General features: G+C 45.6%; 16 protein-coding genes. 11 read left to right on the forward strand and 5 right to left on the reverse strand.

All coding sequences use genetic code 11. The annotated features are described in order from the left end of the window. Positions 1-25: 25 nt before the first annotated feature. Both ACTSEZ_RS15335 and gloA2 read right to left on the reverse strand, forming a co-directional pair. Positions 26-547, reverse strand: coding sequence for a MerR family transcriptional regulator (locus ACTSEZ_RS15335; protein WP_369735087.1), 522 nt, complete (start codon positions 545-547; stop codon positions 26-28). A 154-nt stretch (positions 548-701) separates the two neighbouring features. After that, positions 702-1,088: an SMU1112c/YaeR family gloxylase I-like metalloprotein gene (gene gloA2, locus ACTSEZ_RS15340; protein WP_369735088.1), complete on the reverse strand. Its 387-nt coding sequence runs from the start codon at positions 1,086-1,088 to the stop codon at positions 702-704. A gap of 131 nt (positions 1,089-1,219) precedes the next feature. On the opposite strand from gloA2, the gene prfA reads away from it, so the two are divergent. Together prfA and prmC are read left to right on the forward strand one after the other, a co-directional pair. After that, positions 1,220-2,290 carry a peptide chain release factor 1 gene (prfA, locus tag ACTSEZ_RS15345; RefSeq protein ID WP_369735090.1) on the forward strand — a complete coding sequence of 357 codons (1,071 nt, stop codon included), beginning with the start codon at positions 1,220-1,222 and terminating at the stop codon, positions 2,288-2,290. Between the two features lie 5 nt (positions 2,291-2,295). Beyond that, complete coding sequence (gene prmC, locus ACTSEZ_RS15350; RefSeq protein WP_369735141.1) at positions 2,296-3,165, forward strand: peptide chain release factor N(5)-glutamine methyltransferase; 870 nt, start codon at positions 2,296-2,298, stop codon at positions 3,163-3,165. Here prmC and ACTSEZ_RS15355 read toward each other — a convergent pair. After that, positions 3,156-4,136, reverse strand: coding sequence for a nuclease-related domain-containing protein (locus ACTSEZ_RS15355; RefSeq protein WP_369735091.1), 981 nt, complete (start codon positions 4,134-4,136; stop codon positions 3,156-3,158). The genes prmC and ACTSEZ_RS15355 overlap by 10 nt on opposite strands. Positions 4,137-5,100: 964 nt before the next feature. On the opposite strand from ACTSEZ_RS15355, the gene spoIIR reads away from it, so the two are divergent. From spoIIR to glyA, 8 genes are all read left to right on the forward strand, one after another. Then, a complete protein-coding gene (gene spoIIR / locus ACTSEZ_RS15360) occupies positions 5,101-5,826 on the forward strand; it encodes a stage II sporulation protein R (protein WP_369735142.1) in 726 nt (241 codons plus the stop codon). A 116-nt stretch (positions 5,827-5,942) separates the two neighbouring features. After that, the gene (locus ACTSEZ_RS15365; RefSeq protein WP_369735093.1) at positions 5,943-6,383 is read left to right on the forward strand and encodes a GNAT family N-acetyltransferase; all 441 of its coding nucleotides are present in this window, start codon (positions 5,943-5,945) and stop codon (positions 6,381-6,383) included. 163 nt (positions 6,384-6,546) lie between these two features. Further along, positions 6,547-7,587 carry an L-threonylcarbamoyladenylate synthase gene (locus tag ACTSEZ_RS15370; RefSeq protein WP_369735095.1) on the forward strand — a complete coding sequence of 347 codons (1,041 nt, stop codon included), beginning with the start codon at positions 6,547-6,549 and terminating at the stop codon, positions 7,585-7,587. 90 nt (positions 7,588-7,677) lie between these two features. Then, entirely contained in the window at positions 7,678-8,238 is a 561-nt protein-coding gene (locus ACTSEZ_RS15375; protein ID WP_029283332.1) for a manganese efflux pump MntP, read from the forward strand. A gap of 139 nt (positions 8,239-8,377) precedes the next feature. Further along, entirely contained in the window at positions 8,378-8,827 is a 450-nt protein-coding gene (locus tag ACTSEZ_RS15380) for a low molecular weight protein arginine phosphatase (protein WP_369735096.1), read from the forward strand. A gap of 20 nt (positions 8,828-8,847) precedes the next feature. Further along, the gene (gene rpiB / locus ACTSEZ_RS15385; protein WP_369735097.1) at positions 8,848-9,291 is read left to right on the forward strand and encodes a ribose 5-phosphate isomerase B; all 444 of its coding nucleotides are present in this window, start codon (positions 8,848-8,850) and stop codon (positions 9,289-9,291) included. A gap of 13 nt (positions 9,292-9,304) precedes the next feature. Beyond that, positions 9,305-9,883 (forward strand): TIGR01440 family protein, encoded by a 579-nt coding sequence (locus tag ACTSEZ_RS15390; protein ID WP_369735098.1) that lies wholly within the window; start codon positions 9,305-9,307, stop codon positions 9,881-9,883. A gap of 190 nt (positions 9,884-10,073) precedes the next feature. Then, positions 10,074-11,309: a serine hydroxymethyltransferase gene (gene glyA, locus ACTSEZ_RS15395; RefSeq protein WP_369735099.1), complete on the forward strand. Its 1,236-nt coding sequence runs from the start codon at positions 10,074-10,076 to the stop codon at positions 11,307-11,309. A 48-nt stretch (positions 11,310-11,357) separates the two neighbouring features. Here glyA and ACTSEZ_RS15400 read toward each other — a convergent pair whose 3' ends face one another. Then, positions 11,358-12,179, reverse strand: coding sequence for an undecaprenyl-diphosphate phosphatase (locus tag ACTSEZ_RS15400; RefSeq protein ID WP_369735144.1), 822 nt, complete (start codon positions 12,177-12,179; stop codon positions 11,358-11,360). A 365-nt stretch (positions 12,180-12,544) separates the two neighbouring features. Between ACTSEZ_RS15400 and ACTSEZ_RS15405 the strand changes: the two genes are divergently transcribed. Then, the gene (locus ACTSEZ_RS15405) at positions 12,545-14,671 is read left to right on the forward strand and encodes an alpha-amylase family glycosyl hydrolase (protein ID WP_369735100.1); all 2,127 of its coding nucleotides are present in this window, start codon (positions 12,545-12,547) and stop codon (positions 14,669-14,671) included. 83 nt (positions 14,672-14,754) lie between these two features. On the opposite strand, the gene ACTSEZ_RS15410 is transcribed toward ACTSEZ_RS15405, so the two are convergent. Further along, positions 14,755-15,159, reverse strand: coding sequence for a YfmQ family protein (locus ACTSEZ_RS15410; protein WP_369735101.1), 405 nt, complete (start codon positions 15,157-15,159; stop codon positions 14,755-14,757). Positions 15,160-15,261: the final 102 nt, after the last annotated feature.

Consider the following 15,261-nt stretch of genomic DNA (forward strand, 5'->3'; position numbering starts at 1 on the left):
CTGATTAAACGAGTTTTTGTTTTGTTCAGAAGCTGAAAAGAGAGCTGATCAGACTTCTTCTTTTCTGTTTTTTAGGCGGTTTTACATGGTCAAACACTAGAGCATGCTCAATCGGATGCTTTTCTTTCTGCTTCTCAAGTGTCTGTACTTTAGCTTCAAGCTCTTCAATGCGGCTGTTCAGTTCTTCAATTTCTCTCCGGTGCTGCAGAAGCTGATAGGAGACGACACTGTCTGCCTTGCTGCCGATTTTTTGGTCCAGCGCCTTCAGCTTTTGCATAATTTCCTCATAATCAAGATCAGCGGGTGGCGCTTCCGCTGTTTTTACGACCGCTTTTCTAGGCGGTTTTTTCTCCGTTACTTTTACTTCCTGAAAAAGAATCCCCTTACCCAGCTGATCCTTAATATCCCGAAGTGTGTTAATATCCTCATCCGTAAAAAAGTAATGACCAAGCTCATTCCGCTCCATCTGAAGATTCAGCTGCTTTACCCAGCGCTGAACGGTTTTCGGCGAAACACCCAGCAGTTTGGCAACCTGGCTTGTATTCATCTCCATTCCCCCTTGTCCAGTTTTCCCGAAACATACAAAACACGATGATCAACATGTTCGATAAGAGAAAGTCCGATCCCTTCCGGCCAGACAAAAGAAGAATCAATTCGCCAAAGAAAGTGCTGATTTTACGAATTCCGCCAGCTCTTTCGACTTAATCCTCATACAGCTCAAGCGGCAGCCCGTCCGGATCCTGGAAAAACGTAAATTTTCTCTCTGTAAACTCATCCACCCGGATCGGTTCCGTCTCAATGCCCAGCGCATTCAGCTCTGCGACTGCATCATCTATATTTTCAACAGAGAAAGCAAGGTGTCTGAGACCTGCCGCCTCAGGACGCGAAGGGCGCTCCGGCGGGGAAGGAAAAGAAAACAGCTCAATTTGAGTGTGATCGCTGACAGCAAGATCGAGCTTGTATGAATCTCTTTCTGATCTGTATGCCTCGTTCAAAATGCCAAAACCAAGCTTTTTCACATAAAACTCCTTTGAAACCTCATAATCTGTACAAATAATGGCGATGTGGTGCACTTTTTGGATGTTCATGGTAATGGTCCTTTCTTTTCTGCCTGTCAGGTCTAAACGAGCAATTCCGCTTTTCGAGCGATTTGCTTTTGACGCTTTGAATAACCTATACTATAATTATAACGTTATGGACGAAAATAGAGGTGAATAACGTGCTGGACCGCTTACAATCCGTAGAAGACCGCTACGAAAAGCTAAACGGACTCTTGATGGATCCTGATATTATCAACGATTCAAAGAAGCTCCGTGAATATTCAAAAGAACAATCCGATTTGCAGGAAACAGTTGACGTATACCGTGAATATAAATCAGTAAAAGAACAGATTGACGACGCCAAAGCCATGCTTGATGACAAGCTGGACGCTGATATGCGCGACATGGTGAAGGAGGAGCTTTCTGAGCTTCAGTCACAGGAGAAAGACCTGGCTGCACGCCTGAAGATTCTTCTGATTCCGAAGGACCCTAACGATGACAAAAACGTTATCATGGAGATCCGCGGCGCTGCAGGCGGAGACGAAGCAGCCCTGTTTGCAGGAGACCTTTACCGCATGTACAGCCGTTTTGCGGAAGCTCAAGGGTGGAAGACAGAAGTCATGGAAGCCACTACTACCGGTGTAGGCGGCTATAAAGAGATCATCTTTATGATCAACGGAAACGGCGCATTCTCAAAGCTTAAATATGAAAACGGTGCACACCGTGTGCAGCGTGTCCCTGAAACAGAATCCGGCGGAAGAATTCACACGTCTACAGCGACGGTTGTCTGCCTTCCGGAAGCGGAGGAAGTGGAAGTGGAAATTCATGATAAAGACATCCGCGTCGATACATTTACTTCAAGCGGACCGGGCGGACAGAGTGTTAACACGACAATGTCAGCCGTACGCCTGACGCATTTGCCGACAGGAACAGTGGTTTCCTGCCAGGATGAAAAATCACAGATTAAAAACAAAGAAAAAGCCATGAAAGTACTCCGCGCGCGCGTATATGACAAATTCCAGCGCGAGGCACAGGCTGAATACGATCAAAACCGGAAGCTTGCTGTCGGTACTGGTGACCGTTCAGAACGGATCCGCACGTACAACTTCCCGCAAAACCGTGTAACAGACCACCGCATTGGCCTGACGATCCAAAAGCTTGATCAGATCCTGCAGGGGAAACTGGATGAGTTTGTTGATGCTCTAATCGTAGAGGATCAGTCAAGCAGACTCGACCAGGCAGACCGTTAAGCATGATTAAGGTGTACGAAGCCCTGAAGTGGGCTTCTTCTTTTTTGGCAGAAGCAGAGCGTGATCATAATGCGGGAGAGCTCCTGCTTCGCCACCATCTGAACATGAGCCGTTCGGAAATGCTTGCCTCTCTGAGGATGGAACTGCCTGACGGAGTCTGGGAACCATTCAAAGCAGACGTTCACCGTCATGCCGACGGAGTCCCTGTCCAGCACATGATTGGATCAGAAGAGTTTTACGGCCGCTCGTTTACGGTCAATAAAGAAGTGTTAATTCCCCGCCCTGAAACAGAGGAACTGGTTGAAGGGATTTTGCTTAAAGCGAAAAGCCTGTTTAAAGGCTATGAAACGATTGCTGCAGCGGACATCGGGACAGGCAGCGGAGCTATTGCCATTTCCCTCGCACTTGAAAATCCTGCTTTTAAAGTAAGGGCTGTCGATATTGCACCTGAGTCGCTTGAAGTCGCAAGCATGAACGCAGAAAGCCTTGGAGCTGAAGTGGAATTCATGCATGGAGACTTGCTAGAGCCGGTGATGGAAAGCGGAACGAAAATGGATGTGGTAGTCTCGAACCCTCCGTATATCCCGGATGCAGAAGTGCTTGAGCTTTCACCGGTCGTAAGAGACCATGAACCGCACCGCGCGCTTGCAGGAGGAGTAGACGGACTGGATTTTTACCGCAGACTGGCAGCTGACATTCCGCGCGTCATCAGCACCCGTGCCTTAATTGCATTCGAAGTCGGAGCAGGTCAGGGTGAAGACGTTAAAGCACTCCTGCTTGAACAGCTTCCGCACGCACAGGCTGAAGTCAGATACGACATCAACGGCAAGGACAGAATGGTATTTGCTGTAGTAGAAGAAACGCCTCACGATTGAGGCGTTTTTTTCTGTTGAAGAAGATAGCGGCGGTTACGGTAAGTGCCTGTAGACTGAAGGTTGAGGGAGAGGAGAATACGTGTAGCATGCTGAGACGAGGAGATTTTTAGAAAACGCCGAAGCTCGAGGTTTGAAATCGTATCTGATATCAGGAGCTCATAATCATTTATTGCAGGAATGTGTGCGTCTTTACTGGTGGTCCGGCAAAGGCTGCATAACCAAAGTCCGTATTTCCTTTTCATCGGAAATTGCTTGCAGGATGGACATTGTACCCCTGGTATTAAATCGTCTGCTGATAGTTTAAATTGAGCCAATACATCCGGGTTTGCAGGAATATGACTTTTGATCAAATGCTTTGAGAGTTTATTCTTTTCCCTTGTGGATAAGGAAAAATTGTGCGGACGCTTGCTTAAAAGTTCCAATCTGCTGATTAACTGAGAAGAGTGAAGAACCGTTTTTGCTACAGTTTCAGAGTAAGGTGGAATAGACTTGATGATGGTCGAGGGATGGCTGATAACAACCAGTGTATAAACGGGGAGGTTCGGGAACTGGTGCTGGGCAAGCCAGTGTCTCAGCAATTTTTGGTGACGATAAACCTGTTCAATCGGATCAGAAAAAGCATCCTCTTTCCCGTTTTGAGTCCGGATCAGCTGGTGAAACGTACGGTCAAAACAAAGGGTTCCGCTCGCATTCTTTATTTCAAGGATGATGACATGGCTTTCATGTAAAAGCAAAGTATCCATTTGGAAAAAATCAGAGGTGCGGTGCTGCAGTCTCAGGCTGTGGAAAATGAAATAGTTTTTCTGATCTTTAAGATAGTAGTCAATGGATTGCTCTCCTCTGAATCCAGCTCGCAATTTTGCTATTTCCTCTTCAATTTTTCCCCGTTTAGGATGATTCATAGGCAAGCGCCTGATCAACGCTTCAAGTTTCAGTAACTTGATGGGAATTTCTCTTTCTTTTTTGATCATCGTATTCTCCTTTTTATTTTAATCATCTAATTGTATTCAATGGTCAATTTGAAAAACCTTTTTAGGCGGGATCTTCAGTTTTAAGTGCGTACTATTTGCTTTTTGCTTAAGAGAAAAGAGTATTTTGAACAATAAATGATGTGATTTCTTCGCGTAAATATTATTTTTAGACAAGTACCGGCGAGAAAATATATTAGCAGCAGCCCCGCTGCGGAGAATAGATGTGTAACTACCAACAACACGTACAATACAACCAACTTCAATGGATTTACAACCAACAATGATTGCATAACAACCAACTTTACCTCATTTACACCCAACCTCCAATCCAACCGCAAACTACCTCTTTTTCTAGCAAGATCTTGGGCATTTATCAGTTGATTTGCGATTCTGGACTGCATCGGACAGCTAATTTAAGGTGCAGCAGCTGTCCCGCTGCGGAGAATACTTGTGTAACAACCAACAACACGTACAATACAACCAACTTCAATGGATTTACAACCAACAATGATTGCATAACAACCAACTTTGCCCCATTTACAGCCAACCCCCACTCCAACCGCAAACTACCTCTTTTTCTAGCAAGATCTTGGGCATTTATCAGTTGATTTGCGATTCTGGACCGCGTCGGACAACTAGTTTAAGGTGCAGCAACAGTCCCGCTGCGGAGAATACTGGTACCTACCAACAACACGTACAATACAACCAACTTCAATGTATTTACATCCAACAATGATTGCGTACCAACTTTACCTCATTTACACCCAACCCCCATTCCAACCCCAAACTACTTCTTTTACTAGCAAGATCTTGACCATTTATCAGTTTCTTTTCAGTCCTGAACTGAGTCGGACACTGTTCAGTTGCAAAACACTCAAAAAAATAGATTACTAGTTTTCAAAAAGCTAGTTTAAGATTCTGCCTCCCTGTCCATACTGGTTGCTAGAAGGGGATGGTGATGAAAATGAAGAAGCATTATATGGCATTTATATATATTTCATTATTAATGATCGGGGCAGTTATGAACGTTTATAAGGAGCCGCTCGCAGCTGGCGCGCAGCAGGTGAATGAGGCGGTTGTGATTCCGGAAGAGGCGATTCGCCTGCGGATTCTGGCAAATAGTGACTCTGAAGAGGATCAGGTGCTGAAGCGCAAGATCCGCGATGAGGTAAACAAGGAAATTACGGTTTGGGTGGAGAAGCTGACATCGGTTGAAGAGGCCAGAGAGCTGATCAAGTCAAGACTTCCAGAGATTGAAAAGATTGTCCAGGCGACACTTGAGAGAGAGAACATGGTTCAGGAGTATACGGTTGATTTCAATAATGTAAGCTTTCCGACGAAGATGTACGGCAGCTACATTTACCCTGCCGGTGATTATGAAGCGATTTTGATTACGCTCGGCGAAGGAAAAGGCGCTAACTGGTGGTGTGTACTGTTCCCGCCTCTATGTTTCCTTGATTTTTCAAACGGGCAGGCTGTTCAGGCAGCTGAACTTGAGGAAGAAACGCCGCCTGCTGCAAAAGAGGCAGATGCATCTGAGGAGCTTGTTTCATTGCTTGCAGATGAAGAAGAGACAGTGGAAAAAGCATCTGAAGAAGTGACATCCTTAATTGTGGATGAAGAAGAGGAAAAAGAAGAAGTAGAAGTGAAATTCTTTCTAGTAGAATGGTTTGAAGGAGTATTTTCGTAAAAGGCGTACGGTTTGACCGTACGTCTCTCTTTTTTTCAGAGACGGATTTTACCTTGAGTCATATCCCATCATTTTTCGTCATAGAGTGAAGTAGAAACGAAAAACGGAGGGATTGGATGTACTACCAGTTAAGAATTGCTGAAAAAAAGGATGTACAGGCTATAAAAGCGTTTATTGAGAAAGCCGGCTTGAGATCGGACGGAATGGAAGAGTTTGTGGAGTGTTTTGCTCTGCTTGAGAGTGATGGACAGATCACGGCTACGTTGGGTGTGGAACCAGTCGGCGGGGACGGCCTGCTTCGGTCGCTTGCTGTTTCGGAATCTATGAACCAGGCGCACCTGCTTTCTCTTTTTGAGAGTGTTTATGCGCTTGCGAAAGAAAAGGGGATGGGGAGCTGTTACCTTGTGGCAAACAGCAGAAGTGCAGTTGATTTTCTAAGCATCATTGGCTTTCAGGCTGTGGAAAAAGAAAACATTCCGCTGCATTTGCTGCAGTCAGCGCATTTTAAAGAGTCTTTCAGCAAGGAACATGCAGAAGTGATGGCAAAAACATCCTGATGTGGATATATCCACATAGTTATCCACTAATTCACTTGCCTTATCCACAATTTGTGGATAAGGCTTGTATTCTTTTAGGGGTTCTTTTATACTTTCATGAGGAATGAATGAAAAGTGCGGGAAATACAAAGTTATTCACATGTTAGACAGGAGAGTAAGGAAAATGAAGACGAATGTTTGGATTGTGGATAATTTGGAGGATTTATCTTCAAGTTATCCACAAATTGCACAGGCAGCAGCAAAATTAAGGGAAAATGAGGTTGTTGCTTTTCCTACGGAGACGGTTTACGGCCTTGGTGCCAACGCAAAATCGGACGAAGCTGTGGGTAAAATCTATGAGGCTAAAGGCAGACCTAGTGATAATCCCCTGATTGTCCACATTGCATCCATTGAACAGCTGCATGAGATTGCATCGCATGTGCCTGCTTATGTGGATAAACTGATTCACGCTCTTTGGCCGGGGCCAATTACATTTGTATTGCCCAAAAGAGCCGGTTTGTCAGACCGTGTAACAGCCGGACTTGATACAGTGGCAGTGAGAATGCCGGATCATCCGCTTGCGCTTGCACTAATAAAGGAAGCGAATCTCCCGGTAGCAGCACCGAGTGCGAATCTCTCGGGAAAACCAAGCCCGACACGGGCGTCACATGTTTTTGATGATTTGAATGGAAGAATTGCCGGAATAGTAGACGGCGGATCAACGGGCGTAGGCGTTGAATCAACCGTTTTGGACTGCACGCAGCAAATCCCTGTCATCCTGAGACCGGGCGGCGTTACAAAGGAACAGCTTGAAACACTGATTGGAGAAGTCACCGTTGACCAGGCGCTGGTTGACGAGAACCAGGCGCCAAAATCACCGGGAATGAAGTATACACACTACGCCCCGTCTGCACCGATGACGATTGTGGAAGGCACGCCTTCTTTCCTTCAGAAAATTATCAGCGAGGCAAAAAGCGCAGGGAAAAAAGTCGGCGTTCTCTCTGCAAAAGAGACGGCAGGTAGCTATGAGGCCGACGTCGTCCTTTCCTGCGGAAGCAGAGAGGACATGCAGACAGTCGCTGCAGAGCTTTACGACGTTTTGAGGGAATTCAATGAAACGGATGTAGACTGTATTTTCAGCGAAAGTTTTTCGTCAGCCGGTGTCGGCCAGGCAGTGATGAACAGGCTTATGAAGGCGGCTGGCCACCGTTTAATAAAAGAATAGGACGAATTGTCCAAACCGGAAAATTGAAATGTTCTAAGCCTTCCCGGACATGCATAAGTTTGATTGAGGCGTGTCCGGGGAGGCTTGTATATGAATCTGGAAGCATTGATTGGCGAACTGATTACGTTATTTATGATGGCATTTGCGCTTGGAATGGATGCATTTTCGGTCGGACTTGGCATGGGGATGATCAAACTCAGGCTTCGGCAGATTTTTTATATTGGCCTGACAATCGGCCTGTTTCATATATGGATGCCGCTCGCCGGAATGTGGATCGGCAAAGTGCTTTCAGGAACATTCGGCCATATTGCTTCGCTTGCAGGCGGAGCGCTGCTTATCATTCTTGGAGTCCAGATGATTCTTGCCTCATTTAAAAAGGATCAAGAATCAATGATCACTCCAGTTGGATTCGGCTTGCTTTTTTTCGCGCTCAGTGTCAGCCTCGACAGTTTTTCAGTTGGCCTGACGCTTGGGATTTATGGGGCGAGGACGCTTTTGACCATTTTGATGTTCGGGGTTGTGAGTATGCTCCTCACGTGGACCGGCCTGTTGATTGGCAGACGCGTTCAAACCTGGCTTGGTACATACGGCGAGGCGCTTGGCGGAAGTATTCTGCTCGGCTTTGGGCTGAAGCTTATTTTTCCGATGTAGGGAAAGGTCCGGAAACGGGCTTTTTTTGTGCGCTAAAATAGGCATACATTCTATCTTTTTCAGTCAAAAATGGTAAGAAGACGGGTGACTATGTTCCTGGCGTTTTTCAGGTTATAATAACAGAAAAGGGGGAACACGAATGACGAATATCCTTTTTGTTTGTACGGGAAATACATGCAGAAGCCCGATGGCTGAAGCATTGTTGAATCATATGAAAGAAGACAGGCAGCTGTCCGTTAAGTCTGCCGGTGTGTTTGCAAGCCACGGCAGCGATGCTTCGCATTTTGCCAAACAGGCGCTTGATGAAAAGGGCATTGCGTGCAGTCATCAGTCTTCTCTGCTGGACGAAGAGCATATCAAGTGGGCAACCTACATTCTGACGATGACAGAAAGCCATAAAGAGCTGATTTTTGAAAGGTATCCGCAGGCGATTGAAAAAACGTTTACGCTTTCAGAATTTACCGCCGAAGATGAGCATTCACGCAGGGATGTGATGGATCCGTTCGGCGGGTCGCTTGAGGTATACAGAATGACACGCGAAGACTTGGAGAAGATGATTGTACGATTAATGGATAAGCTCAAAGACTAATTAATGTGGAGGGTATTTTCATGAAAATTGCGATTGCATCTGATCACGGCGGTCTGAGACTGCGCGAGGAAATAAAAAGCTTGATGGACGAGATGAATATTCCATATGAAGATTTCGGCTGTGAGTGCGAAACGTCGGTTGATTATCCTGACTATGCACTTCCTGTTGCTGAAAAAGTGGCAAGCGGGGAATTTGACCGCGGCATTCTGATTTGCGGAACTGGTATCGGCATGAGCATTTCTGCCAATAAAGTGAAGGGCATCCGCTGTGCGCTTGTGCACGATACGTTCAGTGCGAAGGCAACGCGTGAGCACAATAACAGCAACATGCTTGCGATGGGCGAGCGCGTCATCGGGCCCGGCCTTGCACGCGAAATTGCGAAAATCTGGCTGACAACTGAGTTTGAAGGCGGACGGCATGAAAACCGCGTGAATAAAATCACTGAGTTTGAAAATAAGCTCTGAGGGTGAAGAGAAAATGACTGACATTCAGGAGTGGAAGGTTCAGCTTGGAACCATGCTTGCCGACTTGGAGGAGCAGTCCTCTTTCAGACCCGGCATGGTGTTTGCGGTCGGCTGCAGCACGAGTGAAGTGATTGGCAAAAAGATTGGTACAGCAGGTACCACTGATGTGGCGGAGATGATCTTTTCAGAGCTTGAAGCTTTTAAAGAGCGGACTGGCGTACATCTCGCTTTTCAGTGCTGTGAACATTTAAACAGAGCCCTTGTGGTGGAGCGGGAAACGGCTGAGAAATACGGGCTTGATGAAGTAACGGTTACACCTGTCCGCTCAGCGGGAGGGGCAATGGCCACATACGCCTATTCCGTTTTTAAAAATCCTGCCGTTGTTGAGTTTATTAAGGCGGACGGCGGAATAGATATAGGCGATACCTTTATCGGCATGCACCTAAAGCATGTGGCGGTTCCGGTAAGAAGCTCTTTACACCAAGTCGGACATGCCCATGTGACGATGGCGAAAACCCGTCCCAAGCTGATTGGCGGAGAGAGAGCGGTATATTCTGCTTCAAAAAAAGAGAATCAACAATGCACGTTATAAATACGAACGATAAAATTATATAGATGTGTTTTATTCGTTATTTTAGTGCTTTTTTATCAAAAATAACGCAATTAAACGAAAATCACGCATAAATCTATTACATTCTTCTATCTGAACGTGTACAATGTAGATGAATGAAAATGTGAAATTGTCAGCAAAATCGTTTGAATTGGATAGGGGGATTCTTAGCATGAAACATTTAAGCAAGCAGGATACTAGTGTATTTGAAGCAATCCAGGATGAACTGCAGCGCCAGCGCACGAAAATTGAGCTGATCGCGTCTGAAAACTTCGTAACAGAAGCAGTCATGGAAGCCCAGGGCTCTGTGTTAACAAACAAGTATGCAGAAGGCTATCCTGGACGCCGCTATTATGGCGGATGTGAGCACGTAGATGTTGTGGAAAACATTGCAAGAGACCGCGCGAAAGAAATCTTTGGTGCTGAGCACGTCAATGTGCAGCCTCATTCAGGCGCACAGGCGAATATGGCTGTTTACTTCACGATTCTTGAGCATGGAGATACGGTTCTTGGCATGAACCTTTCACACGGCGGCCACTTAACTCACGGCAGCCCGGTTAACTTCAGCGGAGTTCAGTACAATTTCGTTGAGTATGGCGTTGATAAAGAAACACACCGCATCAATTACGAAGACGTCCTTGAAAAAGCACGCCTTCACAAGCCGAAGCTGATTGTAGCAGGTGCGAGTGCTTATCCGCGTGCCATTGACTTCAAGAAGTTCCGTGAAATTGCAGATGAAGTCGGCGCTTACTTTATGGTCGATATGGCCCACATTGCAGGCCTCGTTGCTGCAGGCCTTCATGAGAACCCTGTCCCGTATGCTGATTTTGTGACAACAACAACGCATAAAACGCTTCGCGGTCCGCGCGGCGGCATGATTCTCTGCAAAGAAGAATTTGCTAAGAAAATCGACAAATCCATCTTCCCGGGCATTCAGGGTGGTCCGCTTATGCATGTGATCGCTGCAAAAGCTGTTTCGTTTGGAGAAGTCCTGCAGGATGAGTTCAAAACATATGCATCAAACATTATTGCCAATGCCAACCGTCTGGCTGAAGGTCTGAAAAGCCAGGGTCTGAATCTCGTATCTGACGGAACGGACAACCACCTCATTCTGATTGATGTCCGCTCACTTGGCCTGACTGGAAAAGTAGCTGAGAAAGTACTTGATGATGTCGGCATTACAGTGAACAAAAACACGATTCCATTTGATCCTGAAAGCCCGTTTGTGACAAGCGGCGTGCGCATCGGAACGGCTGCAGTAACAAGCAGAGGCTTCGGTCTTGAGGACATGGATGAAATTGCTTCTATTATGGTGCTTGCGCTCAGCAACCCTGAAGATGAGACGAAACTTGAGGAAGCTAAAAACCGTGTAGAAACACTGACAGCTAAATTTGATTTATACGTGTAATTTTTCCATACAAAAAGAGCAAATCCCCGTGGATTTGCTCTTTCTCTTTTACAAGAATACGAAATATATAACGGCTGCAAGCACGATGCGGTAAATCGCAAACGGCACAAGCTTTATTTTGTTGATCAGAGCCAGGAAGAAACGGATGGAAATGAGTGCAACAATGAATGCACTGATAAATCCGGCAATGAAAAACGGCAGGGCGTCCAAAGAAAAGTACTCCCAGTTTTTAATTAAGGAAAGTCCGCTTGCTCCGGCCATAATCGGCACGGCCATAATAAACGTGAAGTCTGATGCTGTTCTGTGGTTCATGCCGAGCATGACGCCTGCAGACATCGTCGATCCGGAACGTGAAAATCCCGGCCATAATGCAATACACTGTACAAGACCGACAATTAGAGCCTGTTTATTTGTAATCTGGTCCACACTTTTCGTCGTGATTGTGCGGCGTTTCTGAACAAAGTCGGCAACAATCATTAAAACGGCACCAGCAAGCAAACTTAACACCACGTAATTAATCGTAAATAAGTACGTGTCGATGATATCTTCAAACAGAAAGCCAAGGACCGCTGCCGGCAGCAAACCGATGATAACCTGAGACAGTTTCAGTTTTGATTCTTTCCTTGCTTCCGTTTCCTTTTTTAATCCAAGCAGGCTTAGAAATCTGTCTTTGAAGATGATGACAACCGCTAAAATTGAACCAAGCTGAATGACAATTTTAAAGGTATTGGCAACTTCCGGGCCAAAAATGTCTTTTGACTGAAACAGCAGATCATCAAATATAATCATATGTCCAGTAGAAGATACCGGTGCAAACTCTGTTAATCCTTCCACAATGCCAAGTACAACTGCAACAAAAATCTCCCACAAATTCAAAATTCCATTCACCTCATGTCTGTCTTTTTAAAAAACACTCTTTGATGATTTTAAACGTTAACCAGGTAGAAGTCTATGAATTTCATGAAATTGTCAATCTGTGTCAAAAAAAGAGTAGGCAAATGGACACAACTTTCATTTTTAGAAAATAGGAAAATAGAAGTTTGTGTATATTCTGAAAACTTATTACGATCATGATAGACAAAAACAGCGAGCACGATCATCTTAACTTGAGGGCCATGCATTGTCTCCGGACAACAACCCCGTTATTCATTTATGAATAGCGGGGTTTTATTTTTTGGAAAAGGAGGGCAGTAAAGTCTCGTATTCTTATCATTACGATCAGGGGAGATGGGGAAATGTTGAAAAAAGCGGTAAGTCTCGGTTTTGCGGCAGCACTGGTTTTAGGCGGATTTGGACCTTTTTCAGATATTAATGCAAACGCTTCCATAAATAATAAGGTCAACTACTCAAATGATGTTATCTATCAAATTATGACGGATCGTTTCGTTGACGGAAATCCGGCGAACAATCCGACAGGGTCTCTTTTCAGCTCTGACTGTTCAAATCTCAGAAAATATTGCGGGGGAGACTGGCAGGGAATCATCAATAAACTGAATGACGGCTATTTCACGGATCTCGGGATTACCGCTCTCTGGATTTCCCAGCCTGTTGAAAATGTCTATACCGTACTGAATGATGCGGCGGGAACAACTTCCTATCACGGTTACTGGGGACGGGATTTTAAAAAGACAAACCCTTTCTACGGGACGATGCAGGAGTTTCAGACACTTATAAACACGGCACACCAGAAAGGAATAAAAGTCATTATCGATTTCGCACCGAACCATACATCGCCAGCTTCAGAGGACACACCGTCCTATATGGAAAACGGAAAGCTTTATGATAACGGCACGCTTGTCGGCGGCTATACAAATGATACGAAAGGTCTGTTTCATCACAATGGCGGCACGAACTTTTCATCTATTGAAGACGGGATCTACCGAAATCTCTATGATCTGGCCGATTTTAATCACCAGAATCCGACTGTCGACAAGTATATGAAAGATGCCGTCAAGCTGTGGCTTGATATGGGAATCGACGGGATCCGCGTTGATGCTGTGAAACATATGCCGTTTGGCTGGCAGAAGACGTTTATGGAGACGATTTACAGCCACAAGCCGGTGTTCACTTTCGGGGAATGGTTCCTTGGAGAGAATGAAGTCGATCAGAACTACTACAACTTTGCCAACAGCACAGGCATGTCCCTGCTTGATTTCCGCTACGGCCAGAAGCTGAGACAGGTGCTGCGCAACGGTTCTGACAACTGGTACGGTTTTAATGCCATGATTGCAGAATCAGAGGCGAAGTATGAGCAGACCGCCGATCAAGTAACCTTCCTTGATAATCATGATATGGACCGTTTCCACTTTGACGGCGCCGATGTGAAAAATACAGATCTTGCGCTCGCAGTCATGCTTACCTCTCGCGGCGTACCGAATATTTACTACGGAACAGAGCAGTACATGACAGGAAACGGCGATCCAAACAACCGTAAAAAGCAAACATCCTTCAACAAAACAACAAAAGCCTACCAGATCATCAGCAAGCTTGCTACTCTCCGCAAGAACAATCAGGCGTTAGGCTATGGAAAAACAAAAGAAAAGTGGATTAATAATGACGTATATGTATATGAACGCACATTCGGGAAAGACGTCGTTTTAACAGCGGTCAACAAAAGCAAAACAGCATCTTACAACATCAGCGGCCTTACATCAACGCTGCCTGCAGGCACATATACTGATCAGCTCACAGCACTCCTGGGAGGAAACAGCATTTCAGTAGGAAGCGGAGGAGCGGTATCAGCATTTGACCTCTCGCCTGGAGAAGCAGCTGTTTATTCTTTTAATGGAAGCGCAGCAGCCCCATCAATCGGGCAGGTCGGTCCTGTTATGGGAGCGCCTGGAACGACTGTAACCATCAGCGGAGAATCATTCGGATCCTCAGCAGGCACTGTGAAATTCGGAACCGTCAATGCCTCTGTCGTTTCATGGTCCAATACGGAAATCACCGTTAAGATTCCATCTGCATCAGCCGGAAACTACCAGGTATCTGTCGTTACATCAGGCGGTGCAGCAAGCGGCGCGTACGGACCGGTTGAAGTTCTTTCAGGCAAGCAGTCTTCCGTACGGTTCATCGTAAACGGTGCTTCAACCAGCCTCGGTCAGGCCGTTTATATAGTAGGAAACGTAAGCGAGCTTGGCAATTGGGATGCTGCAAAAGCAGTCGGGCCTTTCTACAACCAGGTTATCACCAAATATCCTAGCTGGTACTACGACGTAAGCGTGCCGTCCGGACGTTCAGTCGAATTCAAGTTTATTAAAAAAGATGTTGCCGGAAATGTTGTATGGGAAAGCGGCTCAAACCACGTCTATACAACGCCGGCAAGCGGCCCGGGCACATCGGTTTCAAGCTATCAGAATTAAATGCTGCAAAGCAAAAAAAGCTGCCGGACACGATGCCGGCAGCTTTGATTAGGTTATAAATAAGGCCATTTCAGCTACTGCATTCAACATTCTTGCAGGCTCTCAGACCGCAGGCTATATGCCACTGTTTTCTTTTTCCCGTGCTTGAATACATCTGCATGGCCGCTGTAAATATACACAGACAGCGTTACACCCCTTTTTCCCGTATTTGCATCAATAATAAAAGGAGTGCCCGTATTGCTTGCAGGCAGATTGTATTCATTGTATTTATCAAAAAATGTTGCTTCATTAAACATGCGGATAAATTGAGTTTTGTCTTCGCCTTCCAAACGTTTTCCGCTGAGGGTTACAGTGGCACTCTCTTCATTGAGCTTGGAATGAAGGGCGAATTTGCCGAGCAGCCATTCAACAACGAAGGTTGGCGGGCTTGCAATAATTACTTTAAGCAAACTAATTGCAATTGTCAGAATGATAAAACCGGTTGTCATCTATCGTTCATCTCCAAAAAAGTGAATGTATAGCCAGTATAGCTTTATGTTAACATAGATGGTTTTTCAAATTGTGTATGTTCTATGAAAGTTGCCAATCCA

The sequence above is a fragment of the Metabacillus mesotrionivorans genome, assembly GCF_052171315.1.
GTDB lineage: Bacteria > Bacillota > Bacilli > Bacillales > Bacillaceae > Bacillus_P.